The organism is Aneurinibacillus sp. REN35, assembly GCF_041379945.2.
Classification (GTDB): Bacteria; Bacillota; Bacilli; order Aneurinibacillales; family Aneurinibacillaceae; genus Aneurinibacillus.
This window is the reverse complement of record NZ_JBFTXJ020000002.1, coordinates 337,029-362,690: the sequence shown is the minus strand read 5'-3', so window position 1 is coordinate 362,690 and position 25,662 is coordinate 337,029. Positions and strand designations below refer to the sequence as shown.

The window sequence follows — 25,662 nt, the reverse complement described above, 5'->3', positions numbered from 1 at the left end:
GCCACCTCCCCACAGAGGTGGCTTTTTTATTTTATGAAAACATCCGGCTCTTGTAAGATGCCGTAACCGTACGCAGGATCAAATCCTTTCTCTCCCTTATCCTTGGCTGTTCGGATAAGCGCCGACCTGATGTCTGCCGGACTTAGATCAGGATGGCTAGCAACATACAGCGCTGTGACGCCGGATACAAACGCAGCCGCAGCAGATGTCCCCGACGCTGACATATAGCCGCCCCCACTCGCGCACCCATCATGTTTTCCCCAGGAGCAGAAATCGTTATTTCCTTTTCTTCATTGGTAAAAAAGAGTTGTTTTCCTCCTGGTCAACGGAAGTGACGGCAATCACACACGGATAAACTGCCGGATACCCCACCTCTCCTCCTGCACTGATAGAAATCACATCTGCTCCATGGTCCACCGCCCATCGGATTCCTTTTCCCATATTTTCTGAGGAGCCTTTAAGCTGTTTATCCAATACCTTGATCGGCATGACGTTAACGCCAGAGGATACCCATAAAAGGGTGTGTCATTATCGATGCCAGTAATAAGCGAAGCAATATAAGTACCGTGTCCGTGATCGTCGCGGATAGATGAAGTGTTATGGATCATGTCAGACCCTGAAACAATCCACCTAGAAAGAGCAGGGTGTGATGCATCTACTCCGGTATCTAAAACAACCTTTCTTTATGCGTATCCTTGCTGTTATCGTTCACACTGCTTAGTTTTGTGCCTGCTTCCTATTCAACAGCGTCTGTTTCTTATGGATCTTCACCTGTAACTTCTGTTCAAACACTGGATCGAGAGGGACAATGGGTTGGTGTCGTGCTTCGACTTTTGGTTCGGATGGGAGCTAAACAGGCAGTCAAACAGGTTGTGAAAGTATCCGTCAGCACGGCAAAACTCCAGAAAAAACGGGAAAAGAGTGGATAAAGAAGAGTAGGAGGTGATGACATGAGCGCATATATTACAACCGGATTTGTATATGATACACATGTGGCAATGGATAAACAGGCAAAAAAGCTTCTTCTCTATATCAAAGAACAAGGTCGTCTTCTTTCAGCGGTTGATGAGGTTTTTTATTCAGAGATTCATTTCGCTTCTTTTCAGCTAGATGAGATAAGCATACCGGCTGTGCTCCGTTTTGAGAAAGAGGCGGACTATAAAGGGATCATCTGGGATTGCGAGGAAGGGGTGTTTGCACAGGCCGGGCTGCAGAATGCCGCACAAATTGAGCAGTGGATTGAAACATTGGTACAGAATGCAGCCCAGCGCCTGACGTTTGCGTATGCGTTTGCTGATCAGGAAGCCGAGATTGAACATTCCCCTGCTGCTTTTGCAGCTCTAGAAGACAGTCCCTATGCACTGACGTTTGCCCGCCAGACGGACAACCATATCATAATCAGGAAAAATACGTGGAGGGTGGACGGCATGTCCGCCAGATAACCATAAGAAGTAAAGAATAAAGGTCTCCCATACGGCTATGCTATGACCGTATAGGAGACCTTTGCTATTCTTTCGATGACAGCCTTACTCTTTCGGGACACCATATCCTTTTGGTGCAGGAATTCCCTTTTCCGCAGCGCGGCTCACCGCTTCCCACCGCTCCCAAGTATCCATCCGCTCCTTATATGCATTCATAGCCACATCATAGACCACGCTGCCAAGGATAAGCCGCAGCGGAGGATCATCACTGTTCACCAGCTTCATGAGGGCCTCTGCCGCCAAGCCGGGATCGCTGTCGACCGAGCCTTCCGCATACTGTTGAGCCAATTCTTCCCGCAGAGATTCATACGCATCCATAGGACTGCTGTATTCCATTGTTGTGTACAGATCCGTCCAGTATCCTCCAGGCTCTACCATGGTGAGGTTCACGCCGAAATGAGCAGCTTCTTTGGCTAATGCTTCGCTCATTCCTTCCAAAGCAAATTTACTTGCACTGTACAGGCCCATCATAGGACCCGAAACCAACGCTCCAATACTCGTAATCTGTATGATATGGCCAGAGCCTTGAGACCGCAGGTACGGCATTACTGCCTGGCAGACCCAAAGAGCGCCAAAGAAGTTCGTCTCCATGAGGCTTCTCGCCTGAACTTCGCTCAATTCCTCAATCATACCTAAAGCCATGATACCAGCGTTATTCACAACGATATCAAGCCGTCCGAAGTGGTCAATGGCAGCTTTAACAGTGGAAAACACGGCGTTCCGATCTGTTACGTCAAGCTTCAATGGCAATAACCTATCTGGATATTTCTCTTTCAGCTTTTCTAATTCGCCAATCGTTCTCGCAATAGCTACAACCTTATCCCCTGCTTCTAGGGCGGCACAGGTGTATGCATAGCCAAGTCCCTTGCTTGCTCCAGTAATGAACCATATACGTTCTTTTCCAATTGTACGTGTCATATCTATTCTCCTTTGCTTTCCTTTGATAACACAAAAAAACACAGGCGCATCGCTACCTGTGCTAAACGTAATCAGAAAAAACATGCCAAATCAGTCATAGGTGCAAACCAAAAGAGACTACTCCCAAATTTTCACTGGAGGCGCTTCTCTTCTTTACACAAATGAACAAGATATACGTGGATAGGCATAACAATCCCGATTACTCTACGTACAGGCAGAGTGAAATAGAAAACTGCATCATTCGCATCGTTTTCTCTATCGGGAAGAATCTATCACACGTAACCCTCCATTCAAGTTAGATGAGGAGAGTATAGCACAGAAAATTCAGAATGTAAAGTAAACACCAGCAGAAGCGATATATACACAGCGGATTACATTTTTTATGTGTCGGGTGTACAGAATTCTTCAATCATCTGCTTCTTCACTCACACCAAGCTGTTCAAAGATACTGCATTGCACTTCAAATTGCTTAGAAGACTCTTCGAAAAGCATTTTGCTGTATTTCCTCAATTCCTGATCGGCCTCCGGCTGTGTCTGCAAATGAAGATAGAAATGAACAACTCTATGGCCGCATTGTGAATTTTCTCTTTCGTAACCTTTCGTATGCGTTCATTTTCTTCTGGTGTACGTGGCATCGTATGCTTTATTCCTCCAAAAAACTAGTAATATGGCGGCACAAATCTTCAGGATGCGTTAGTGTAACCATATGATCGGCGCCTGCGATCCGAGTAAAACGAATATGCGGGACCTTACGGAAGCATTCCGCAACACGCCTGTTATCAGGAAGCTCTTCGTCACCTAGGATAAAAAGGGTCTTTGTCGTTATTTCTTCCAGCCTTTCAGCAGATGGAGGCTCCGGCCAAATTGATTCATACGTACCCCATTCTGCCACCTTTATAAAATGATGTCGCAGCATGTCAACCATCAAATCTTTATGTGGGCCGGACATGACAATCCGATAAGACGGAGCATCTAGAGCAAGCGCAATCATCTTATCCATATCAGGAGCAGCTTCCTCAATCCTCCGCATCCAATCGTTAAACTCCGGAGAATAGCAAAAACCCGATAGGGAAGGAGCAATCAGTACAAGTTCAGATACCCTTTCAGGATATTTCAGGGAAAAGTCTGTTGCGACCTGACCACCTATGGAATGCCCAATAAGGATTGCCTTTTCAATGATAAGATCGTCAAGAAGATGCAGCAAATCTTCAACATAGTTGGCTGGAGTTACAGGAGATGGAGACTTTCCTGCACCCCGTCCATCAAAGACAATAACTTTAAACTGTTTAGCTAAGAAGGGAATCACAAACTTCCAATCCCTGCTATCTGCACCGCCACTATGAAGAAGAACAACAGGCCTGCCCTGACCATGAATCTCATAATATAAATCCATTTGCAGTTTCCTCCCTCTCTTCTTGTATGAATTTCCCAAGTATGCCTCAACCTTATTATTGACCGTTCGTTTAGTCAATAATAAAACGTTCACTTTACAAAGTTTTCATTCCATTCATTGTTGAAGGGTTGTACTCATACAGTAATAAAAAGAAAAAGCGGGTGAGGCGTATGAAAGAATTTTCCCTCTATATACTAGCCGGCATGGCCTGTTACTTTGTTGTCGTTCAGCAGCTTTACAGACAAAGAGCAGCGGTGCCTAGAATGACTGCAATGATGATGACCATGTGCTTGTCTATGGGATGCGGGGTTCTATTCGGATACTTTTTAACAATAGCCGTAGGAGGAGATTTTTTCACTTCCACCCTTCTCGGGGCTCTTGTCGGTGGGATACTTGGGGCTATTCCTGGAGTCTTCTTAGGACTGCTCAGCCTACTCGAAGGCTTTTTTACAGGGCTGATGAGCGGAATGATGGGTGCTATGGTAGCCCTTATGATTTCAACCTCTCAACAACTGTACCTGCTTCATTTTTTCTTTATCCTTTTTCTGATTACTCTATCGCTTGTTATGTATGTTGTAGCGCAACAAGTAACAACTCGTCCCCTCCCTTTACTTTTTTCTTTGATACGCCATCCTTTCTATCCCGCTCTTATACTGCTTGTGGGATGGATGACCCTTCCTGTTTATGCTGAAATGAAAGACTCTTCCGTCCAATCGATCCAGATCCATGCAAGTGAATTCGCTTATACCCCCAACAATATAACAGCGAAAAAAAATAAGCCTATCACATTGATATTAAAAAATGAAGGACGACAAGAGCACGATTTAGAAATTGCAGCTATAAAAACCACACCTTTAACAAATATACATAAGGCCTCTCACCAGCACGACAAGAAAAATAACCCCATTCATCTCCATACGAAGCCTGGCGAGCAAACAAGCACAACATTTATTCCTGAAACCTCTGGAATTTACCAGTGGATATGTACATTACCCGGGCATAAGGAAGCTGGTATGTACGGCACATTTGTCGTTGAAGACCACAATGAGTAAAAGCGAAGCCAGACGCTAGCTTCCTAAACTTTTTGTGACCATGTAGCCGCCAAAATAGAAAAAAGGACAACCGCTGGGAAGGTTGTCCTTCGCAGATCAGGTCGTACCACATTATTGAAGTAGGACACTGTTTTGAATAAACACTCAACTTTTATTCTCAATTAATGTAATATCGCTGATCCTGATCCTCCAAATCATATGATCGAATCCTTTGTCCCAATAATCCTTTAACAAATAATTAGGTTCTCCAAATTTCTTCTTCCAGATTTTTTGTGCACTTATATAACCACTATCTAAACAAAACTCCTCTATACCTTTACTCTTTAAAGTAAAATACATCGTATTCAATAACAAATTCCCTACTCCCATTCTCTGATAGTCCGGATGAACAAATACTGTCCCCACCTCAATTAGATCTTTGAAAGTGTTGTTTGTACAATTACATATGAGATCACTTGCTGGGCCATATTCAATTGAACCAATCATTTTATTACCATCTAAAGCAATCAAGAAATATCGGTTTTCTCCATTGCTTTCAATATCACTTTCTAAGTACTTTTCCTTACCTTCGACTTCATCATTCATATCATTCAACTTCTCGCCTAAACCTTCTTTAATAAAAGTATCAGTAATCACAATTCTAAAAAGAGAATTCAACTCTTTTATATCGTCATTTCTTGGCCGTCGTATCTCCACTTTGAGCATCCCAAAACTCCTCTTCACTCCTATTCATTTCAACATTTCTCAGTCGCCCTGGATAGCGCACTGAATCCCGTATTGATTAGCCAGCAACCTTATTCTGTGCCTGTTCCATTACCATATCAACCTCTCCTTTACTCTCGACATTATGACCAATCGTAAATTCTGTTGGACTTATTGATGTCTGGTTTATGCTTGTGTCATGTGCTATATCCTTACGATTCCAAATGGCGAGTTCTAAACCTGCTTGTAAATCGAAAAATGCAACAGCACCATGCTCAAATTCTTGACCTACTATTCCTTGTGATTGAGTGTTTGCTGAATGTTCATGTTTTTCTAGGCAAACAAACTGATTACATTGCCATCAGGGTCTTGAATAATCGCATAGCGCTGTCCCCAGAAGGCATCCCACGGTGCTCGATATCCGTTATATCCTTGAGCTGTTATTTTATTGTACAGCTCGTCCACCGCTTCGCGGCTGTCGCACAGAAACGCCAGCTCGATACGATGACCCACAGGCTCCTCCCAACTGCCATACACGTCTTTAACCGTTTCCCGCATGTCAAAGGCGAGCCGAAAACCGCTCTGTTCTACCTCAACGTGTCCGTCATTGTTAACGTGCTCGGGAATGTCCAATCCCAGCACACGATAAAAATCCAGCGCCTCCTTCATGTCTTTGACAACAATACCGACCATATCCAATTTAATTCCCATAATTCCCCTCTCCTATCGTTAACGTTTGACTGGCTTCGATGAATACTGTAACTGATCCCAGTCTGGAAAAATAGTAAAAAACGGACATCTTTCAGTCCGTTTTCATTACTTGCTTGGGCAGTATCCCATAGTAACGCTTAAAACTCTTAATAAAATGCGATTGATCGTAGTAGCCGTTTTTTATGGCCATGTCGGTAAAACCCGTATACAATCCGGTGTATAGTTCCTGCAGCATGCTTTGAAATCGAATGATTCCTAGCATTTCCTTCGGACTGACTCCTAATTCTTGGACAAACGTTCTTCTTATATGCCGCTCGCTGAAGCTAAGCTTTTTTGCCAGCTCTGATGTCGAAATATTTCCCTTACAAGCATACATCGCCTGCATGCTTGCGTATAACAAGGGAGAAGAAGGCGTACTGTTACGGGATAATACATACTTCAGTTTACGCTCGACGATTTCGATCATTTCTGAGACTGTATTCGCAGCTAAGATCTCCTCAACGAAGTGTACGCCCTCCATTCCCCAGATTTCTTCGAGAAAAACATGCTGTCCCATAAATGCAGAGAGGGGATCGTGTAAGAAGGACTGCGCCGCTTCCGAAAAGAAGCGGATGCCAAACAAGGACTGAGCTTCAGAAAGATTCAACACTTCAAATCGGGTCATTACGCCTTCGACAAAAGCAGCTTTCCAGTTGGAAGGCGACAGGCGGTCTACGATAATATCGATACAGCCATCAGGGATGATGCGGTGCAGTTGATTTCCAGTATCAGCATGAAAGTCCACGGTCCAATAACAGGCGACATACGGCGCTAAGTCATGACTGGGGATATATTCACGGTAGCTGTAACCGGGACGCTGCAGATGCCGCTGCAATGCAGGTGATTGCACAGGACGGTAACCACTCATCATTTCCCTTCTCAACCCCTGTCATAAATTGATTAGTAAAAACCTTTTATAGTTAGTAATAACTTTACTACTACCAAATGTTTCCGTATTACTTTATAGCGACTTTTAATGGAACATTATACAGTTGTTCGATAGATACGTGAATCATCTCCCCATGGATGATAGCCTATACCGATATATTCAAATCCATACTTTTCATAATAACCAATATGATCTGTACACAGGTATAAATAGGTAAAACCACCTTCTTTTGCGCCTTTTTTCGCTTTTTCCAATAAAATGGCACCATAAGCATTTCCTCTGTATTCCTCTTCAATATATAAGGCGCACACCCAAGGATACAAGTCCATACGGCTAATAAAATCATTTGTAATAAGACCAGCACAGCCAATTATTTTATCATTCTCCATCAACAAATACCATTGTGGTAAAGGTATAGAGGGGTTCGTACAATGGGTTATACAGTCCTCATATACCATCATACTTTGTTCGTTTGCCCATTTACTTTGAAAATATCTAATTGTTCTATCCATACATTCAGGATTATCTTTTACAGAAATGAGCTTCACTTTCTTTACACCTCACCATGTAACTTTCCTTTTATTAATAATACTCCTGCCTTAGTTAGTATCACTGCCCCGCTATTCGGTAACAACACGATTGTGAATGCGAACAAAAAAGACAAGAAGAGGCTTATAGTTATAAAACTATTTCGACATTTTTACCGCTATCGCTGCTAACCTCTGGATTGTTTTTTCTTCATCGTTGTACCCAATATGATCAAGGCAACATAGAGTACGATGGCAATCATATCTATAAACGTATCCGTAAGAGCCGAAACATCAAGCAATGCGGTTATACCAACAATGACCATCAGTCGAACGATCAGAATCGCTGTGATCATCCATGCGGCAAAACGGATCTTCGATTGCTCACTTTGGAATGACATGAAAATGAATGCGATACCGAAGACTAGATTTTCCGCCGTGATTATGTGCCAAACATACGTGAATACTACCCGCGTATCCATGGATATCGCTCCACTGTCAAGCATCGGCAGCACAGCGGATTGCCCGTTCCATGCATGCGTGACGGCAAATAGCACCGCAAGAACGCCTGCGATCAGATAATAAAAATTTCTAACCTTGATGTTGATCACAACCCTCCTTAGAAATCCCCGGTTCATCCCCTCGGATATCCTTGTAAAGCTCGCGGACGAATTCTGCCAGTCGTTGGTCGCTTTCGTTATTAAAGTCCCTTAACGTTTCGGCTGCCATGTTGAGCAGCTGACTGACCTTTTCTAAGTGGTTAATCTTCTTGCGCGTTTCTGCGTTCTTAGCATCGAGGAACGCAGCCGCCTCTTCACAGTAAGCGGAGTCGATATTTTTCATCTTGCGGAAACCAAGGTTCCCCCTCATTTCGTCCAGAGAAAAGTCCGCATACTGCATGATCTGAATATTCATCAAGTCTATGAGGTCATCCCTTGAATACCTGCGGTACCGATTGTCTTCCCGAGGCGGCGAGACGATCCCAATCCGGTCATAATACCGAAGTGTATCCTTAGACATCCCAAGCATCTGCGAAACCTCTTGTATCGAATAAAGTTTTTCCATGAATTCAGAATAACATTTGAGTTGACTCCAATGTCAAGCCGATTCTTGACTTTTTCTCGATATGGGGTCCCGCCACATCACTATCAAGCTAATATTTTCGGATATCCCGAAAAAGTAAAAAACGGTCCTTTACCTCATGTTAGAGGAAGAATCGTGCTTTTATGAATCTTAGGATTTCAAAGGAGTTTGTCCTTTTCTCACAGGACTATTATCCCATCTATTTCCTACCATTCTTCAGTCATTAAGCTAAACAAAAGAATATATAGCTACTGATTAAGGTTTTAACAGACGATGATTGGGCAATACTGGCTTTTATCATTATCATGATAAGGAGCCGATTACGTCATGAAAAAATGATTGATTACAAACATCCATGGATTTACAAGTGAAGCGTTGCGAAAAGAAGAACGAGGTCTTTCTGACGCTTTTTTTCGGAAACGTGTGACGGCAGTTCGGCTGATCCTCGAAGGATTTTCTACGGTAAAAGCTGCAGAGATATTGGGTATTTGTCGCCAATCTGTCTCTACGTATGCCAAAATGTTTAATCGAAGCGGGCTCACGGAACTTCTTAAGCGAGATTTCCCTCCGGGAAAACAACCATATCTCTCAGTAGAAGAACAAATTGAACTCAAAAGAGTGATACTGGAAAGTACACCGGAACAAGAATGCATTGAACCGGTGGGATCTTGGGATACCCGACTACTTCAGAAGTGGATCGAAGAACGTTTTTCTGTTACGATGTCACGTTCCGGTATTACGGATATGCTTCATCGCTTAGGATTTCGTTGGAAACGTACGACCTACATACTAGCGAAAGCAAACAAAGAAAAGCAACAGGCATTTGTTCATCAATTAGAGGTTATAAAAAAAACTTGATGGATGAAAACACCGTATTGCTTGCACAAGACGAGACTCATGTTCGCTCGTATCAAGCCCTTCGAGCTACATGGTCTCCGAAAGGAGAACAAAAGCAAATTCTAACCTATGGCCATCATGCTCAGGTTACTTTATTCGGAACCGTAGACACTCAAACTGGCGACACATTTTGTATGACAGCGGATTCTTGTAATGCCGCCTCTTTTCTGGAATTTTTAAAGCAAGTCAGGACAAAGTATGCCGACAAAAAGATCATCATGATCATTGATAATGCCCGTATTCATCGCGCAAAGCTTCTTCGCCCTTTCCTAAAGGAGAATAAGCAGAAACTCTATTTATTATTCTTGCCACCATATTCACCCAATCTAAATCCAATTGAAAAACGTTGGCGCTAGCTGAAAGATAACGTCATTTCAAACGTGTTTCATAAAAATCAATCGGAGATTGAAGAGGCAGTTCAACGATTTTTAAACTTCACACAATCTTGTCCAGAGCGAGTACTACACCGTATTGGATGTTAAACTGTCAATCGGAATATATATAGCCTAGAGATTAATTTCAAAGGCGATCGTAAATCATTTGACTATGAAACAATGACCGAAGCTAACAAGGCATTTCGATTCCTTGATAAGAAATTTAATAAGAATAGGATTGCTAAAATCTCAGAAAACTATTCTGATGATATTGTGCAATTAACTATTATGCAAGGGTATATCAAGAGCGTTCCTCGTGGTATTGCGGCAGCAGTTGTTCCAGAAGAGTGGTTTGTTGATGCATATGAAGAAATGTTAATAGCAACTAAAGAATATTATGAAAGAAGCAAATAAATTAGTAGTAGACGAAGACGCTCAAAAAAGGAGTGTCTTTTTATTTTAAAAGATAAAACGCCCTTATCCAGGGCGCTTATCATTTACTCCAAGATGATCTTTTAATGCATCTTGAAATCATCCGACACTTATTTCCACTCAATAATATTTCAGTGGATCCATCGACTTACCATGGATGCGCACCTCAAAATGCAGGTAATCCCCGGTTGATTTTCCTGTGCTCCCCATGCGGCCGATCGGCTGGCCAGCACGCACCTTTTTGCCCCGCTGGGCAACCCCTGGCTTCATATGGCCATAAAAGGTCGTCACCCCGCCCCCGTTCCCTGAGCGAAGGACCACACCATCGCGCGCGGCGACAATCGCTGTGCCGGAAAAGCGGCGTCCGCCCATGTCGGTGCCTTTGTGCTGCTTGTACACGTGATCAATTGGATGAAAGCGCCGGCCAAACAAAAAAATGTTCTTCCCCACGTCATCCGCTGTCTCTACATATGAAGAGGTCTCCCCTTCCTTTGCAAATAAGGATCCTAACGAATATTCAGCAAAGAACCAATCATGAAAAGCGAAGCAATCGGGAGGATCGTATTTCCGGCAAGAAGGAGCCTTTCTCGAGCGATTTCTCAAACATGAAAAACCCGGAAAACGGCTGGTGTTAGTCGCATTCTGGGGTTTGCTGGTTGGTGAGTTTACCATGATGAACATTATTGTACATCCATGAGGAATTTTCTTTTTTGTTTCTTATTTTGTTTTGCTTAATCAAATCGAATATAACAACCACAATCAGCACTAAAACAGAATGCAGTAAAGGTTTAACATAGCTGGGTTCATCATAGACAAAGTAAGCCACTATAAAGTTAAGTATAAAAGTAATAAAGTACCCCAAAGTTTAATCATCTCACTTTAGAAAGTAGATTCTGGTACAGGAAATTTTTTCTCTTTAATTTAAAGAAAACATTACACATTTTATTATAAAAGTAAATGATTTATAACCCCAAAAGGCCGATTTTCCTTAGTGTATGTTTCCACGTTTTGTTGGCGGGCCCCAATCGCGACAGAGTAGTTGACTTTACAGTCCACTAGAGAGTATATAATCGTACCGAAGGGCAAGAGGAGGGAAAATAATATGTTTAAAATTAGCGAGTTTTCGAGGTTAAGCCGAATTCCACTGCAAACGCTGCGTTACTATGATCAGATCGGAATTTTAAAACCGGCCAAGACCGATACGGCGACCGGATATCGGTACTACTCCGCAGAACAATTGTTGGAGATAAATCGGATCATCATTTTTAAAGAATTAGGGTTTACGTTGCAACAAATCGCTCATCTGCTTCAAGAAGAGATATCGGCGGAACAAATTCGCGGCATGCTCCTGATGAAAGAAAACGAGATCGAACAACAGCTTGATCGCGAACGAAGCAAATTAGCCCGCGTGCAAGAGCGTATGCAGATTGTGGAGCGCGAAGGCAAGATGGATAAAGAACAGGAGATTGTGATCAAGCACGTGGATGCCATGCGCCTGATGACGTTTGCTTCTACCGGGACGGTTGAAGATATTACACAACTCTTCCACATCTTCGAACAACAGCTCGATAGCCTCTCCCGCGCTTCTTTGTCCGGCCCGCAAACCCTGTTATGGAATGCTACTGGCAGTGCGGAGCATGCCTTTGAGCTGGAGGCTGGTTATGCTGTAAAAACGGACGATCTGCGGCTGCCTGAGCATCTCAATCTCCGTATTCTGCCTGCGGCAACGATGGCCACGCTGTTACTCCGTTCAGATTCATCGTTTTCCGAGACCGCATGCGTAGACCTTGCTGCCTGGATCGAGCGTAATAATTACTGTATTCGGAGCGACCAGCCGGGAAGGGAAATTTATGTGCCGCTTTCAGGTGAACCAGGCACTCGCCTCATCGAAATTCAAATCCCGATTGAAGGAGGAGCAGAACATTTATGAAATCGAAATGGATCGTGTCTTTACTTGCTTTCGCCGTATTTCTTATTGGAACTGTGGAATACATGATTAGCGGAATTCTCCATCTCGTCGCAGCCGATCTCGGGATTACGACCTCCACGGCAGGTATGCTCGTGACGGCATTCGCCTTGTCTGCCGCGCTTGGCGCCCCCTTTGTCATCGCGATGACGATCCGCGTAGATCGTAAAAAAATGCTGCTGACGATGCTCAGTATTTTTACTGTAAGCAGCTTTTCGGTCTATTTCAGCCCCTCCTTCGAGATGCTGCTGGCGGCGCGCGTAATTCAGGGCCTCAGTGGCGGCGTTGCTACGGTCATTTCGATGGCCGTGGCAACGCGTTTAGTTGAAGCGCAACATCGTGGGCAGGCGATTGGCACGATTTTGATGGGGTTGAGCGGCGCGCTCGTCCTTGGCGTACCTGCAGGTACATTTTTAAGCGAAGCAATGGGCTGGAGAGCGTTATTTGTTTTGATTGGATTGCTCACCTTCATCCCTATGCTAACCGTGCTCGCCAAAGTACCGTCCATAACGGAGCAAAAAGCGGTAACAATCAGCATGCAACTGGCGATTTTGAAAGAAAAAAGAATTGTGCTTGCGCTTGCGATTACATTGCTTTATATCGGTGGATACTCAACGCTGTTTACTTATATCGCCCCCTTTTTACAAACCAATGCTGAACTAACTGCCGCTGCGCTGTCGGGCATTTTGCTTCTTGCGGGTTTGTGCAGCTTTGTTGGCTCCAAATTCGGTGGGTGGCTGGCAGATACGAAGGGTGCGCCGTTCACGATCTTTGTCGGTCTTTCGCTCCAAGCCGTCATGCTGTTGCTGCTTCCTTGGACCAGCGGCTTGATCTATACGATCGTTCCGTTGATTATGATATGGATGGTGGGTACGTGGATGACTTCTCCGGCACAACAATTATACATGGTTTCCACCGTTCGCCGATCCCCGGATATTGCGCTAAGCGTCAACACGTCTTTTATCCAATTCGGTTTCGCTGCCGGATCAGCGATAGGGGGACTTGTCATCAACCGATTCTCCATTGGCAATCTTAGTTTGGCTGGCTTTGCCATGCTCTTGCTGGCGCTCTTGTTTGCTGCCCGATTGTTCGCTTCGCAGCGTATTTCAGGACCAGCGGCGACATACGAACACGAGGGAAAATAGCTCCCTTTTCATACCGTCTCGAAATGACTTGAAAAAGATAGTGAGCTCCCGTTGTTTCCAGCTTCATATATCCCATTTCATCGATAATGAGGAGGCTAGGCTTGATAAAGGTCCGGAGCTTACGCTCCAGGTTGTTTTCCTGGTCTGCTTTACGCAGCTGTGTCACGATATCGTGAGCACTGATAAAATACGTTTTGTATCCAGCACCAATCGCTTGAAGACCAATGGACACCGCCAGGTGTGTCTTTCCGATACCCGGCGGTCCGAGAAATACAAGATTCTCACAGTTTTTTAGAAAGGATAAGGTCAGACACTCTCGAATCCGTCTTTCATCAATTGTGGGCTGTGCTGTGAAATCAAACTCGTCTATTGTCTTACGAAAGGACAACTTAGCTAGCTTCATCAATGTCTGGGCACTACGCTCCTGCTTTTCGATGACTTCTGCCTCTAAGAGGCTGCGCAAAAAAGAAGAGTATGGTACATTGTCTATAGAAGCTTGTTCCGCCAGCTTGCCCCATTGTTGCGCGATGGTGGGTAAGCCTAGGATACGGCAGTACTCGTCGATTTGATTCACGGGGTGCCACCCCCAATGAATGAATCATAGTCGGACAAAGGGCGAACTGCCACTTTTATTTCAGAAACAGCGGGCGGGGTAGGAGCCGTCCCTTGCTGTTTCTTTTTTATTTGGTCAGCCAACGATTTCCCCTTCGGTGGACGATAATATGATTCAATCAATTCGCCGTTATGATAAAGAGAAATCAATCCATCCAATCGCTCCTTGATCACCACTCGCTCTCCCGCAAATCGATAAGGAAGAAGACGTCTTTCGCCTTTGTATGAATACACACCGTCGAAGTGAACCTGTCGAAAATGTTGATAGCTTGTATCATACGGCAGTTTTCCAGCTGTAGAGATCAGCTTTTCCTCGGCCCAGCGCTCTTGAGGCGAGATTCCGGTTGTCTGGTTCGGTTTACGATTGCCCACACGGTCCAGCCAGCGCCACGCTTGTTGGTTTAAGTCCTGTAAGGAGTCATAATGCGTTCCAATATAAAAGCTTCGTTCCACATATTGAATCGCCCGCTCTATTTTTCCTTTTGTCTGAGCTCGATAGGGACGACAAGCCTTTGGAATAAATCCATAATATGAGGCAAAGTCAGCGAACCTGCGGTTCCATTTCACCACGCCTTCTTCTCGACCATCTGTCACGGTTTTCATATTATCGAATAATACTTTCTGAGGAACCCCACCGAAATAATAAAAGCTGTGAATCAGACACTGCATCACATGCTCCTGATCCTGTGACAGGGTGAACTCAATATATTTCATTCGTGAGTACCCCAGCGTTGCCGCAAACATATACAGTTTTCTCTTTTTCCCCTCTACCAGAATGGTTTCAACTTCCTGCCAGTCTACTTGCATGTGTTCACCTGGAAATGTTTCATATCGAACGGTATATCTCTTTTTTCGCTCTGCCCGGAAGGGCTGTACAAAGTCTTTGAGAATGGTCTTTCCTCCTGTATAGCCTCTTTCCTGAATTTCATCGTACAACTTCTCACAATTGTATACGCCATCTTCCTGTATTCGCTTCTCTAGGTATTGTTTAAAAGGATCTAGTTTGCTAGGCTGTTTCTTCCTTCTCTGTTTTCGAGGATATACATCGAGTGCTATATACTTGCGGGCGGTCTTTCTATCGATCCCCATTTGACGAGCAATGTCTGTAATGTCTTTTAGCATGAAAAATTCCCCTCTTGTAATCATCGAACCATAGCTCCTTTTTCTGTCTATGGTTCGTATTGTAATTGGGGAATTTTATTTCGGCTATATTGGGGATTTTAACATCGGCTTTTACATATTCGGCATTCCCGAAAAATGCAACAAAGCGAATATTTTTTCTAAATCTTTTCTTATATTTGATTTTTATTATAAGGGCAGATACACAATAAATTGAGTTCCCTTATTTAGAGTACTTTCCACTTCAATTTTCCCATCGTGAGAAATGACGTATTGTTTAGCAATGGCTAGCCCTAATCCAGTACCTCCGCTATGCCTTGTCCGGGCATCATCTCTGCGATAGAATCTGTCGAACAGATGTGGCAAATGATCAGGATCAATTCCTTCCCCTGTATCCTCTACAATCATCTTGAAATACTGACCATCGTCATTTAGGCGAAGATAAATACTTCCTTCATTTGGCGTATAACGGATAGCATTCGTTAATAAATTGAGAAAAACTTGTTTTATTCGATTCGGGTCAACAGATAGGATGATATCGTTTGTTTGAACATCAATGTTCATGGAAATGCTTTTTTCTTCTGCAATTGTCTCAAGTGCTGTGATCAGCTGATTTGCCAACTCCAGCATATTGGTCGGAGTTTTATATAATGGCAATTTCCCTGCTTCTGCTAATGATAAAATTCGTAAATCTTCTACTAATTGGTTCAGGCGGATGAGTTCATCTTGTAATGGTAATAAGGTCTCTGGCCTGATCATGTTTCCTTTCTGCTGCAGGTAATCCAATTTTCCATTAATAATGGTTAGTGGTGTTCTCAGTTCATGGGCAACATCTGCGGTAAGATTTCTACGGACAACTTCGGCTTGCTCAAGATCCTGTGACATAGAATTAAAGGCTTCGGCTATTTTTCCATATTCATCCTTCTTGCGAACCGGAATCTTAATTCCAAGTTCCCCTCTTCCAAGCCTATTGATCACCGGTAAAAAATCTCGAAGCGGAGAAGCCAGCCATCTTGACAAGCGATATGCAATAATCAGGGAAATCAAAATGAGGATCAAGCCGGTTACAAAAAGGATGAAAACGACGGATATAGGAATGCCAATCAATATTTTCGAAAAATTTGCCATCTCAGGGTCATAATAAATAAATTGACCGATTTTCTCATTATTGATGTTCAAATCACTTTTGATACCTAAGTATTGCACGGCTTTTTGATGAGTTTCTCCTATTTGAAAAACCACCTGATGACTCCTGTCCATCACGAGTAGCTCTGGTTTACCCTGAGCAATATCCTGCAGAATATTTAAGCGTTGAACATGATCCCATGAGTAATTATTTCCGATATAATAAGCCGTTAGTTTCTCGTTAATCTTTAATATTTCTTGGCCTCTTGTTTCCTTTATTCCTGCTTCGATTGAATCCTTCACAATAAGATGAGTAAGAAAAATAAAGACAAAACTAATTCCTACTATAGTAATGGCTAAGGATAAAAAGATCTTTCGATGCAAACTCATGCTTAACCACCAAAACGGTATCCAAATCCATAAACAGTCTGGATGTATGTTGGATTAGAAGGATTATCCTCGATTTTTTTTCGCAATCGGCTAATATGAGCATCAACCGTTCGCTCCACATTCAAGATATCATCTTCCAGTGCAGCTTTTAATAACTGAAGACGGCTGTACACAATTCCAGGTTTTTCAGCAAGGGTCAATAATAGCTTGAATTCTGTAGGTGTCATCGTTACTTCCTCCCCATTTTTCCAAACGCGGTACTGGGAAACGGATATGATAAGATCTCCCCTTTCGATTTTTTCTTCTATTGTCTGATTATCTGAAATTCGGCGTAACACGGAACGTATACGAGCTAATAATTCTCTTAACGAAAATGGCTTAGTAATATAATCATCTGCACCAACCTCTAGGCCGATAATCTTGTCCATCTCATCCGATTTGGCCGTTACCAAAATAATTCCCACTTTACTAACCTTCCGAATTTCCCGGCAGACATCGAGACCATTCATATTGGGCATCATCCAATCGAGCACGACTAATGCTGGATTCACCTCTTTTATTTTTTGAAGAGCTTCTATTCCTGATTGGGCTGTGACAATGTCAAACCCCTCATTTATCAGAAAAGAACGCATAAACTCCAGCACCTTTTCTTCGTCATCTACTAATAAAAGTGTTTCACTCATTACAATAACTCCTTTTTTCCTTTTCCACATTATAACCTGAGTTTTCCCCAATCTTATAAATTTCACTGAATCCGTAATCACCCACAACAAGTTCACAACATTTCTTTGATATCTTTAAAAGGCGCTGAAATGAGTAGCAATGATTAACACTGAAATGGGAGGATTTATATAAAATGGCTTATCGACTAAATCAAAAGAAAAAAAGCATAGTAGTAGCCATTCACGTTCTATCAGTCGCTTCATGGATTGGTGGAACACTAGGGATGCTTCTGCTAGCATTCTATCTACAACATGCAGCCAATGGAGAACAACTATTATACACGCTTACTAGTATGGAAGTCATCGATGAAAATCTGCTGAAATATCCAGCCTTGCTGACTTTACTTACAGGTATTATGCTTTCCGTATGGACGCAGTGGGGACTGGTCAAGCATTATTGGGTGATCATTAAGTTTGAGCTAACCGTTTTAACGATTATGATCGGGATCTTATTTTTAAATAAATGGACTGCAGGTTTAGCTATAATGATTGAAGATATGGGACTTTTGGCTTTACAGGACTCACAATTTCAAACAACTTGGATATCGATCATTATCACATCAAGCTTCAACCTATTATGTTTGACTTTTATGACCTTTATCACATACTTCAAACCATTTGGAAAAGTAAAGAAATATCGAAAATAACAAGAGGAATTGATTTAAATGACTAATACTGAAATTATTAAACAAAACCTATTATTGATCTTAAGCTTAGGAGCGATCGCCCTTCTAAGACCGATTATGAAAATGACAGGCATCATCCACTTGATGGGAGAAACGTTCGGAAGTATTCTGATGACTATTCTTATATCATTAGTATGGCTTATTGTTGTTGTAAAGAAAAAGAGTCAACATCCAATTCGCATTTTAGTTTTTGCAGGGATAGCGTATGCTGTCTTTGCGATCATTCTTAGCGGCATTTTATCTCCCCTGCTCCATGGCGAATTGCAAGGACCTCTAACAAATCCGCTTACGATTGTAAGTATTTTGGTAACCAATTCAATTTGGGGGTTACTAATTGGGGGAATCGCTTTGGTCTTCAGGAATAAGAACGCAGAAATTTAAATGAAAAACCATTGTAACTCTTACTAAAGGGGTCACTTGAGAGGTGCAAAACGATAAAACACAGACATAATCACAAGAATAATCACGAGCTCCCGTGATTAGATTCTCAGTTCAATTCACATCAAAAAGGCTTAGAGAAATATCTACTCTAAGCCTTTTTCATTTAACTGCTTCTTCAACTAAAGATCTCCGTTTGTTCAGTATTGATTTTTATTATTCCTTGTCTTTGAATAATTTGGATTTAAAAAAGACAATGGAACAAATACAGCTATATTTGCTATGAAGTTGATTGTTGAAGGAAGCACCCCTACTCGAATGTATGAATCGATAGATGAAATTATTGTCCTAAAAGGAATCAATTGAACATTCCAATATACATCAATTCTTTGTGCTTTTATGCTTTCTATTCAGTCTAAAACTCTTTGCATATCACCAAAAAATTTTACAATTCATAATTAAGACTGGATGTTTTGTGAGTTTGAAGCATAACCTCGCCAAAACGGCAAGGTTATGGGTTAAGGGACATATCTTAGTAGTTCATGTATTGATCGCGTTCCCACGCATGAACCGTTGTGCGGAACATATCCCACTCGATCTCTTTTGCTTCCACGAAATGCTCCAATGCATGTTCGCCAAGGGCAGCGCAGATCACTTCGTTCGCTTTTAATTCTTCTACCGCTTCTTTCAGCGTTGCCGGCAGGTTGTCGATGCCTGCTTCTTTGCGCTCCGCTTCGTTCATGACGTAAATGTTGCGATCCGTTGCAGCCGGAGCTTTCATTTTATTCTTCACACCGTCAAGACCAGCGGCCAGCAAAGCTGTCAAAGCCAGGTACGGATTCGCTGCCGGGTCTGGATTACGCACTTCGATCCGTGTGCTCAAGCCGCGAGAAGCCGGGATACGAACAAGCGGACTGCGGTTTTTCGCAGACCAAGCTACATAGCAAGGCGCTTCGTAACCAGGAACGAGACGCTTATAAGAGTTAACCGTCGGATTCGTAATCGCAGCAAATCCGCGCGCGTGCTTAATGATGCCTGCAAGGAACTGCATCGCCGTCTCGCTTAAGCCAAGCTCTGTATTTTTGTCCTCGAATACGTTTGTGCTATCAGAGAATAAAGACATGTTGCAGTGCATACCGGAACCGTTGATACCGAACAGCGGCTTCGGCATAAAGGTCGCATGCAGACCATGCTTGCGGGCAATTGTTTTAACAACAAGCTTGAACGTCTGGATTTGATCCGCTGCTTCTACTGCACTCGCATATTTAAAGTCAATCTCATGCTGGCCCGGTGCCACCTCATGGTGAGATGCCTCAACCTGGAAGCCCATTTGCTCAAGCGTCAGCACGATGTCGCGGCGGCAGTTCTCACCTAGATCAAGCGGCGCAAAGTCGAAATATCCACCCTGGTCGTTGAGCTCAGTTGTCGGCTGTCCCTTCTCATCAAGTTTAAAGAGGAAGAATTCCGGCTCCGGTCCAATGTTGAAAGCATTGAAGCCATATGATTCCATATCCTTGAGCGCATGCTTCAGGATTTGACGCGGGTCCCCCATGAAAGGCTGACCGTCTGGAGTATAGATGTCACAGATAAAGCGTGCAACTTTGCCGGACTCCGTCATCCACGGGAAGATTACGAATGTATCAAGATCCGGATACAGATACATATCGGATTCTTCGATACGAACGAAGCCTTCGATGGAAGAGCCGTCGAACATCATCTTGTTATCCAGCGCTTTTTCCAACTGACTTACCGGAATTTCTACGTTTTTGATTGACCCGAGCAGATCGGTGAACTGCAAGCGGATGTATTTCACATTCTCTTCTTTAACTAAGCGGTAAATGTCTTCTTTTGAATACTTTGCTGCCATCTCGAAACTACCTCCTTAAGATCTCTCCTCGCAAGGAGACCCCTACATGATTTTTTATGTGTAATTTAATGGAAGAAGCGGGAAAGCTCCCCCCGATTAAGCGGTGTTTCTCCGAGACGCGGCGTAAGCATCTGCTGCTTGAGCAGCGTGCGCAGATCGCGGTCGGTTAGTTCTTTTCGTTTCTGTTCTGTCTTCTCATTGAGTACATTCTCGGTGTGCTGCTTACCTTCCTGTTTCATCGCAAGCACCTGCTTGATTCCAGCAATGTTCAAACCGTTCTCAAGCAGCGATTTAATCTCTAGCAGTCTGTCTACATCATTGAAGGAAAACAGGCGCTGATTGCCTTTAGTTCGTGCAGGAGAAATCAAGCCTTGCTGCTCATAGTAGCGGACTTGACGCGCGGTCAATTCCGTTAACTGCATTACAATTCCAATTGGAAATAGAGCCATATTACGGCGAAGCTCATCCTTCATATCTTATCCCCTCTCGCCGGTAAATCTCCTTGCTTTCCTGATTCTTATTTTACACGTGTCAGCTTTCCTCGTCAATGGATGTTAGGTAACATTACATATATTTTTTTCGAGTTTTTTAGATGTTAATCAAATTCTTTTCAATCATGCCATCCAGCGCGGTCAATACACCGACTTTTACATGAGAAGCGGTAAGTCCGCCCTGAACAAAACCAAGGTACGGTGGCCGCAGCGGACCGTCCGCTGATAGTTCGATGCTGGCTCCTTGAATGAACGTGCCGGCTGCCATAATAACAGGATCAGCATATCCCGGCATATCTCCTGGCTGCGGTACAACATGCGCATCCACCGGCGACGCTTTTTGGATGCCCTGACAGAAGACAACCAATCCATCCGCCGTGCCGAATTCAATCGATTGAATCAAGTCAGTACGCGGCGCATTCCAGCGCGGATGTGTCGTAAATCCGAGGCGTTCAAGCAAGCCCGCAGTAAAAACAGCGCCCTTGAGCGCTTCTCCTACGACATGCGGCGCAAGAAAGAATCCTTGAAACATCTCAAGCGTACCCGATTGGGTTGAACCTACTTCTGCACCCAATCCCGGAGCCGTCATCCGGTATGAAGCCTGCTCGACAAGGTCGGCACGACCAGCGATGTAGCCGCCGTTTTTAGCTAAGCCGCCGCCCGGGTTTTTGATAAGGGAGCCGGCCATAATATCTGCGCCCACTTCAAGCGGTTCCTTCTCCTCCGTAAATTCGCCGTAGCAGTTGTCCACAAATACGATAAGATCGGAGCGAATGCTTTTTACAAAATCGATCATTTCTTTGATTTTCTCAATCGTAAAGGATGGGCGGTCAGCATACCCGCGCGAGCGCTGAATGCCAATTACTTTCGTCTTCGTATGTATCGCGCGGGCGATCGCTTCCTTGTCCACATCACCCGTCGCAATCAGCGGCACAGACTGATAGCCAATGCCAAACTCTTTCAGGGAGCCGTTTCCATGACCGCGCACGCCCACAATTTCTTCGAGCGTGTCATAAGGAGAACCTGTAATATACAGCAGCTCATCTCCCGGCCGCAGCATACCGAATAAGGTAATGGCGATCGCGTGCGTACCGCTTAAGATATGTGAGCGTACCAGCGCTGCCTCGCCGCCAAATACTTCAGCATACACCTTCTCCAGTGTCTCCCGCCCCATATCGTCATATCCGTATCCGGTCGATGGAGCGAAATGAAAGTCGCTTACCTGATGCTTGCGGAACGCCCGCAGAACTTTGAACTGATTATAATCTGCCATCCTTTCAATCTCACGCAGGCGCGCGCTCGTTTCTTCTTCTACCTGTTGTACGTATGGAGCTAATTTTTCCCCATGCTTTAAATATGAAAACACACAATCGATCCTTTCTCTCTCTTAAATGATGAACTGGGTAAGCTCGGATGAAAGCTGCTCAATGCCTCTTCCTTTCACTTCAAGCTCATAGTTCATTCCATCTTCACTAACTTCTTCCCGCAGAATATGAAGGTTGCGGCGTACGAGCGCATACAAATCCCCCCGCGATGTCGGCAGGCGCAGCAGATATCTGCTGTATTGACTCTCGATATGGTTCTCAATCGATTGCAGCAGATGCGGCAGATCGCTCTCCCTGTAAGCGGACATGTACAGCACGCTGCCGGATATGGTCGCAATCGGCTTCTCCTCGGCAAGATCCATTTTATTAAAAACGGTCAGGCGCGGGATCGCTTCGGCGCTAAGCTCGGTTAATACTTCATCGACCACTTCCATATGAATCTGATAGTCCGGGTGCGAGGCATCTATCACCTGCAGAATCAAATCCGCCTCCGCTGCTTCTTCTAGCGTGGAGCGGAACGCGGCAATAAGCTGGTGTGGCAGATCCTGAATGAAGCCAACCGTATCTGTAATGATAACCTCTTCGCCGCCGGGAAGCTCGACGCGCCTTGATGTAGGATCAAGCGTAGCAAACAGCTTATCCTCCTCAAGAATCCCCGCTCCAGTAAGACGGTTTAGAATCGTGGACTTGCCGGCATTCGTATAGCCGACAATCGCGATTTGGAACACTTCGTTTTTCTTCCGGCGCTCCCGGTGCAGCTGCCGATGCCGCTTTACTTCCTCAAGATGCGTTTCAATCTCACCGATGCGGCGACGGATATGGCGGCGATCCGACTCCAGCTTCGTCTCTCCCGGTCCCCTCGTTCCAATTCCTGCACCAAGCCGTGATAGTTCTGCGCCTTTTCCGGTCAGGCGCGGCAGACGGTACTTCAACTGGGCCAGTTCCACCTGCCATTTCCCTTCCCGTGAACGAGCGCGCTGGGCAAAAATATCGAGGATTAACTGCGTCCGATCAATCACCTTACACTCGATTACATGTTCTAGGTTGCGAATTTGCATGGGCGTCAGCTCATCGTTGAAAATAACAAGGTCCGCTTCTAGTTCTTCGACCAGTTGATTGATTTCTTCTACTTTCCCTTTGCCCACATACAGGCGTGAATCTACTTGGTCGCGTCCCTGCGTTAGCACAACGGCGACATCAGCCTGTGCTGTCCGCGTAAGCTCGCCTAACTCTTCCATAGAAAGCTCAAATTGGCGCGTATCTTTATTTTTTCGGTAGTAGCCGACCAGGATGGCCCGTTCGGTTTTTTGTTCATCAATGATATGTATCGCAAACGCCTCCTTAATATATGAACATGATGGCTTTGTGGCAGAATAAGTGAAAGGGTCTCAATAATATATCTTACCAAATTGTCCTACTTTACACACGACTATTGATTTTTATTTTCTACTTTTATATAGAAAAAAGCGGCTTTCCATAGGAAACCGCTCTTCTATCTCTATCTATAACTTAAGCAAGCTGGAGTTCACGAATGCGAACACCGAGAATTTCTACCAGATCTCCAGTTTGTAATCCGGCTGCATTCGCTTCGTCTGTATCCACATGGAAATCAAGCCCATACGAAGCATGAACACGAACCATCACCTTATCAAAAATCAACGGGCGCTCACCCATAGTTTTTACTTGAACAACATCCTTATCCTTCACACCAAAACGTTCAGCATCCTGCGGAGTCATATGAATATGGCGCTGTGCCACGATTACGCCTTCTTCTAGCTTCACTTCGCCAGCAGGACCCGCAAGCGTAATCCCCGGTGTGCCTGCCAGATCGCCAGACATCCGAATCGGCGCTTTGACTCCAAGTACGAAAGAATCGGAGCGGGAGATTTCTACCTGCGTTCTGGCACGAATAGGTCCAAGGATACGAACATGATGAATCTCATGTTTTGGACCGATGACAGTCACGGTTTCTTCTGCGGCAAATTCACCCGGTTGGGACAAAGCCTTCATTGGTGTCAACTCATAACCTGCACCAAAGAGTGCTTCGACATCTTTTTGGCTTAGATGGATGTGACGGTTAGAGACTCCTACAGGAACGATGTTATTCATACGAGTGTTTCCTCCTTGATGTTGGCTGCCTTCATCGTATCGCGGGCAATCATTACTTCTTCATTCGTTGGAACAATCCATACTTTTACCGGAGAATGGGCATGCGTCAGCTCCGCTTCCCTGCTGCGCACATTGTTTTTCTCATGGTCAAAATACACGCCCATCCATTCTAGTTTATCTACAATAGCAGCACGGATCATCGCACTGTTCTCGCCAATACCAGCCGTGAATACGATCGCATCCACACCGTTCATCTGCGCTGCATAGCTTCCAATATATTTGCGGACACGTTCAATGAAAATATCAAGCGCAAGCTTTGCACGATCATCTCCGTGAGAGATGGCAACTTCAATATCACGCAGATCGCTAGATAGTCCTGAAATTCCGTGAATCCCGCTCTCCTTATTGAATATAGCAACAATGTCAGTTGCTGATTTCCCCGTTTTCTCCATTAAATACGGAATGAGCGCTGCATCGACATCTCCGGCACGCGTACCCATTGTTAATCCGGCAAGTGGAGTGAATCCCATCGAAGTATCGATCGATTTACCACCTCGCACAGCCGCGATGCTGGCTCCGTTTCCAAGGTGACAGCTAATGATTCGCAACTGTTCTAGCGGACGCTGCATAAGTTCTGCTGCTCTTGTTGTTACATATTTATGTGATGTGCCATGAAATCCGTATTTACGGACACCGAAATCCTTATAATAACTGTACGGTATACTGTATAGGTATGTCTTTTGCGGCATCGTCTGATGAAATGCCGTATCGAATACGGCCACAGCCGGGACATGCGGCAGCGCTTTTTTGAATGCGCGAATGCCGATGAGATTGGCAGGATTGTGAAGCGGCGCCAACTCTATGCATGCCGTGAGCTGAGCAAGCACGTTATCATCGATCAATACTGAGTCCGTGAACACTTCTCCGCCATGGACGACACGATGTCCGATCCCTTTGATTTCATCAATTCCGGTGAGTATACCGTGTGCTGGGTGGACAAGCGTCTGCATCAACACGGTTACTGCCTGCTCATGATCAGCAATTGCACAAACCTCTGCTATTTTCTCCCCGCCTGTATCAAAAGTATGAAGCGACTCTCCGCTCCCGATACGCTCCATCATCCCTTTAGCAATGACGCGCTCGGCTGGCATATCGATAAGCTGATATTTAAACGATGAACTTCCACTATTAACAGATAAGATAATAGACATACTACGTAACCTCGCTTG

Annotated in this window: 28 protein-coding genes and 5 pseudogenes; 9 read left to right on the top strand and 24 right to left on the bottom strand. The window is 44.3% G+C overall.

Translation table 11 applies throughout. The features are described 5' to 3' along the window. Nucleotides 1–26: 26 nt before the first annotated feature. The 3 pseudogenes from AB3351_RS05105 to AB3351_RS05095 form a co-directional block, all read right to left on the bottom strand. Nucleotides 27–230: pseudogene (locus AB3351_RS05105) on the bottom strand (S8 family serine peptidase); the annotation flags it as partial. 46 nt (nucleotides 231–276) lie between these two features. Then, nucleotides 277–495: pseudogene (locus AB3351_RS05100) on the bottom strand (hypothetical protein); the annotation flags it as partial. Further along, nucleotides 396–662 (bottom strand): annotated as a pseudogene (locus AB3351_RS05095) (hypothetical protein); the annotation flags it as partial. The pseudogenes AB3351_RS05100 and AB3351_RS05095, both read right to left, overlap by 100 nt. Before the next feature lie 288 nt (nucleotides 663–950). On the opposite strand from AB3351_RS05095, the gene AB3351_RS05090 reads away from it, so the two are divergent. Further along, a complete protein-coding gene (locus tag AB3351_RS05090; protein WP_371146040.1) occupies nucleotides 951–1,442 on the top strand; it encodes an Imm64 family immunity protein in 492 nt (163 codons plus the stop codon). A gap of 84 nt (nucleotides 1,443–1,526) precedes the next feature. Here the strand turns inward: AB3351_RS05090 and AB3351_RS05085 are convergent, their stop codons facing one another. The 3 genes and pseudogenes from AB3351_RS05085 to AB3351_RS05075 all read right to left on the bottom strand — a co-directional run bounded on the left by AB3351_RS05085 (nucleotide 1,527) and on the right by AB3351_RS05075 (nucleotide 3,792). Continuing rightward, the gene (locus AB3351_RS05085; RefSeq protein WP_371146039.1) at nucleotides 1,527–2,399 is read right to left on the bottom strand and encodes an SDR family oxidoreductase; all 873 of its coding nucleotides are present in this window, start codon (nucleotides 2,397–2,399) and stop codon (nucleotides 1,527–1,529) included. Between the two features lie 420 nt (nucleotides 2,400–2,819). Further along, a pseudogene (locus tag AB3351_RS05080) lies at nucleotides 2,820–2,960 on the bottom strand (TetR/AcrR family transcriptional regulator); the annotation flags it as partial. 82 nt (nucleotides 2,961–3,042) lie between these two features. After that, the gene (locus AB3351_RS05075; protein ID WP_371146038.1) at nucleotides 3,043–3,792 is read right to left on the bottom strand and encodes an alpha/beta fold hydrolase; all 750 of its coding nucleotides are present in this window, start codon (nucleotides 3,790–3,792) and stop codon (nucleotides 3,043–3,045) included. A 170-nt stretch (nucleotides 3,793–3,962) separates the two neighbouring features. Between AB3351_RS05075 and AB3351_RS05070 the strand changes: the two genes are divergently transcribed. Next, the gene (locus AB3351_RS05070) at nucleotides 3,963–4,844 is read left to right on the top strand and encodes a cupredoxin domain-containing protein (RefSeq protein ID WP_371146037.1); all 882 of its coding nucleotides are present in this window, start codon (nucleotides 3,963–3,965) and stop codon (nucleotides 4,842–4,844) included. A 144-nt stretch (nucleotides 4,845–4,988) separates the two neighbouring features. On the opposite strand, the gene AB3351_RS05065 is transcribed toward AB3351_RS05070, so the two are convergent. The 7 genes and pseudogenes from AB3351_RS05065 to AB3351_RS05035 all read right to left on the bottom strand — a co-directional run bounded on the left by AB3351_RS05065 (nucleotide 4,989) and on the right by AB3351_RS05035 (nucleotide 8,777). After that, a complete protein-coding gene (locus AB3351_RS05065) occupies nucleotides 4,989–5,549 on the bottom strand; it encodes a GNAT family N-acetyltransferase (protein WP_371146036.1) in 561 nt (186 codons plus the stop codon). A 94-nt stretch (nucleotides 5,550–5,643) separates the two neighbouring features. Then, nucleotides 5,644–5,850 (bottom strand): annotated as a pseudogene (locus AB3351_RS05060) (VOC family protein); the annotation flags it as partial. Nucleotides 5,851–5,879: 29 nt separating this feature from the next. Beyond that, complete coding sequence (locus AB3351_RS05055; protein WP_371146035.1) at nucleotides 5,880–6,257, bottom strand: VOC family protein; 378 nt, start codon at nucleotides 6,255–6,257, stop codon at nucleotides 5,880–5,882. Between the two features lie 91 nt (nucleotides 6,258–6,348). Beyond that, nucleotides 6,349–7,167, bottom strand: coding sequence for a DUF6597 domain-containing transcriptional factor (locus AB3351_RS05050; protein ID WP_371146034.1), 819 nt, complete (start codon nucleotides 7,165–7,167; stop codon nucleotides 6,349–6,351). A gap of 113 nt (nucleotides 7,168–7,280) precedes the next feature. Continuing rightward, the gene (locus AB3351_RS05045) at nucleotides 7,281–7,733 is read right to left on the bottom strand and encodes a GNAT family N-acetyltransferase (protein WP_371146033.1); all 453 of its coding nucleotides are present in this window, start codon (nucleotides 7,731–7,733) and stop codon (nucleotides 7,281–7,283) included. Between the two features lie 167 nt (nucleotides 7,734–7,900). Further along, a complete protein-coding gene (locus AB3351_RS05040) occupies nucleotides 7,901–8,323 on the bottom strand; it encodes a hypothetical protein (protein WP_371146032.1) in 423 nt (140 codons plus the stop codon). Beyond that, entirely contained in the window at nucleotides 8,304–8,777 is a 474-nt protein-coding gene (locus tag AB3351_RS05035) for a MerR family transcriptional regulator (RefSeq protein WP_371146031.1), read from the bottom strand. The genes AB3351_RS05040 and AB3351_RS05035 overlap by 20 nt, the downstream gene beginning before the upstream one ends. A 357-nt stretch (nucleotides 8,778–9,134) precedes the next feature. Here AB3351_RS05035 and AB3351_RS05030 point away from each other — a divergent pair, with 357 nt between their 5' ends. The 3 genes from AB3351_RS05030 (at nucleotide 9,135) to AB3351_RS05020 (ending at nucleotide 10,480) form a co-directional block, all read left to right on the top strand. Beyond that, nucleotides 9,135–9,653, top strand: a complete 519-nt coding sequence (locus AB3351_RS05030; RefSeq protein ID WP_371146030.1) for a helix-turn-helix domain-containing protein — start codon at nucleotides 9,135–9,137, stop codon at nucleotides 9,651–9,653. Next, nucleotides 9,653–10,048, top strand: coding sequence for an IS630 family transposase (locus tag AB3351_RS05025; protein ID WP_371146268.1), 396 nt, complete (start codon nucleotides 9,653–9,655; stop codon nucleotides 10,046–10,048). The genes AB3351_RS05030 and AB3351_RS05025 overlap by 1 nt, the downstream gene beginning before the upstream one ends. Nucleotides 10,049–10,246: 198 nt before the next feature. Further along, nucleotides 10,247–10,480: a hypothetical protein gene (locus AB3351_RS05020; RefSeq protein WP_371146029.1), complete on the top strand. Its 234-nt coding sequence runs from the start codon at nucleotides 10,247–10,249 to the stop codon at nucleotides 10,478–10,480. A gap of 138 nt (nucleotides 10,481–10,618) precedes the next feature. Here the strand turns inward: AB3351_RS05020 and AB3351_RS05015 are convergent, their stop codons facing one another. Then, on the bottom strand, nucleotides 10,619–11,101 hold the full coding sequence (locus AB3351_RS05015) for a M23 family metallopeptidase (protein ID WP_371146028.1): 483 nt from the start codon (nucleotides 11,099–11,101) through the stop codon (nucleotides 10,619–10,621). Between the two features lie 499 nt (nucleotides 11,102–11,600). On the opposite strand from AB3351_RS05015, the gene AB3351_RS05010 reads away from it, so the two are divergent. Then, nucleotides 11,601–12,428, top strand: coding sequence for a MerR family transcriptional regulator (locus AB3351_RS05010; RefSeq protein WP_371146027.1), 828 nt, complete (start codon nucleotides 11,601–11,603; stop codon nucleotides 12,426–12,428). Continuing rightward, complete coding sequence (locus tag AB3351_RS05005) at nucleotides 12,425–13,609, top strand: MFS transporter (protein ID WP_371146026.1); 1,185 nt, start codon at nucleotides 12,425–12,427, stop codon at nucleotides 13,607–13,609. The genes AB3351_RS05010 and AB3351_RS05005 overlap by 4 nt, the downstream gene beginning before the upstream one ends. Here AB3351_RS05005 and istB read toward each other — a convergent pair. The 4 genes from istB to AB3351_RS04985 form a co-directional block, all read right to left on the bottom strand. Then, entirely contained in the window at nucleotides 13,497–14,183 is a 687-nt protein-coding gene (istB, locus tag AB3351_RS05000) for an IS21-like element helper ATPase IstB (RefSeq protein ID WP_371146025.1), read from the bottom strand. The two genes, AB3351_RS05005 and istB, sit on opposite strands and share 113 nt — an antisense overlap. Further along, nucleotides 14,180–15,367: an IS21 family transposase gene (gene istA / locus AB3351_RS04995; protein ID WP_371146024.1), complete on the bottom strand. Its 1,188-nt coding sequence runs from the start codon at nucleotides 15,365–15,367 to the stop codon at nucleotides 14,180–14,182. The genes istB and istA overlap by 4 nt, the downstream gene beginning before the upstream one ends. Before the next feature lie 162 nt (nucleotides 15,368–15,529). After that, the gene (locus AB3351_RS04990) at nucleotides 15,530–16,855 is read right to left on the bottom strand and encodes a sensor histidine kinase (protein ID WP_371146023.1); all 1,326 of its coding nucleotides are present in this window, start codon (nucleotides 16,853–16,855) and stop codon (nucleotides 15,530–15,532) included. 2 nt (nucleotides 16,856–16,857) lie between these two features. Further along, on the bottom strand, nucleotides 16,858–17,538 hold the full coding sequence (locus AB3351_RS04985) for a response regulator (RefSeq protein WP_371146022.1): 681 nt from the start codon (nucleotides 17,536–17,538) through the stop codon (nucleotides 16,858–16,860). A 173-nt stretch (nucleotides 17,539–17,711) separates the two neighbouring features. Between AB3351_RS04985 and AB3351_RS04980 the strand changes: the two genes are divergently transcribed. Continuing rightward, nucleotides 17,712–18,224 (top strand): hypothetical protein, encoded by a 513-nt coding sequence (locus AB3351_RS04980; protein WP_371146021.1) that lies wholly within the window; start codon nucleotides 17,712–17,714, stop codon nucleotides 18,222–18,224. Nucleotides 18,225–18,242: 18 nt separating this feature from the next. After that, nucleotides 18,243–18,644 (top strand): hypothetical protein, encoded by a 402-nt coding sequence (locus tag AB3351_RS04975; protein ID WP_371146020.1) that lies wholly within the window; start codon nucleotides 18,243–18,245, stop codon nucleotides 18,642–18,644. A 529-nt stretch (nucleotides 18,645–19,173) separates the two neighbouring features. Here AB3351_RS04975 and glnA read toward each other — a convergent pair. The 6 genes from glnA to AB3351_RS04945 all read right to left on the bottom strand — a co-directional run bounded on the left by glnA (nucleotide 19,174) and on the right by AB3351_RS04945 (nucleotide 25,644). Continuing rightward, nucleotides 19,174–20,508, bottom strand: coding sequence for a type I glutamate--ammonia ligase (glnA, locus tag AB3351_RS04970; protein ID WP_371146019.1), 1,335 nt, complete (start codon nucleotides 20,506–20,508; stop codon nucleotides 19,174–19,176). A 65-nt stretch (nucleotides 20,509–20,573) separates the two neighbouring features. Next, nucleotides 20,574–20,981, bottom strand: a complete 408-nt coding sequence (locus AB3351_RS04965) for a MerR family transcriptional regulator (protein WP_371146018.1) — start codon at nucleotides 20,979–20,981, stop codon at nucleotides 20,574–20,576. A 115-nt stretch (nucleotides 20,982–21,096) separates the two neighbouring features. Then, nucleotides 21,097–22,365 carry a methionine gamma-lyase family protein gene (locus tag AB3351_RS04960; RefSeq protein ID WP_371146017.1) on the bottom strand — a complete coding sequence of 423 codons (1,269 nt, stop codon included), beginning with the start codon at nucleotides 22,363–22,365 and terminating at the stop codon, nucleotides 21,097–21,099. A gap of 21 nt (nucleotides 22,366–22,386) precedes the next feature. Then, complete coding sequence (hflX, locus tag AB3351_RS04955) at nucleotides 22,387–23,646, bottom strand: GTPase HflX (protein WP_371146267.1); 1,260 nt, start codon at nucleotides 23,644–23,646, stop codon at nucleotides 22,387–22,389. 187 nt (nucleotides 23,647–23,833) lie between these two features. Beyond that, a complete protein-coding gene (gene pduL, locus AB3351_RS04950) occupies nucleotides 23,834–24,433 on the bottom strand; it encodes a phosphate propanoyltransferase (RefSeq protein WP_371146016.1) in 600 nt (199 codons plus the stop codon). Beyond that, complete coding sequence (locus AB3351_RS04945; RefSeq protein ID WP_371146015.1) at nucleotides 24,430–25,644, bottom strand: acetate kinase; 1,215 nt, start codon at nucleotides 25,642–25,644, stop codon at nucleotides 24,430–24,432. Before AB3351_RS04945 ends, pduL begins: the two co-directional genes overlap by 4 nt. Nucleotides 25,645–25,662: the final 18 nt, after the last annotated feature.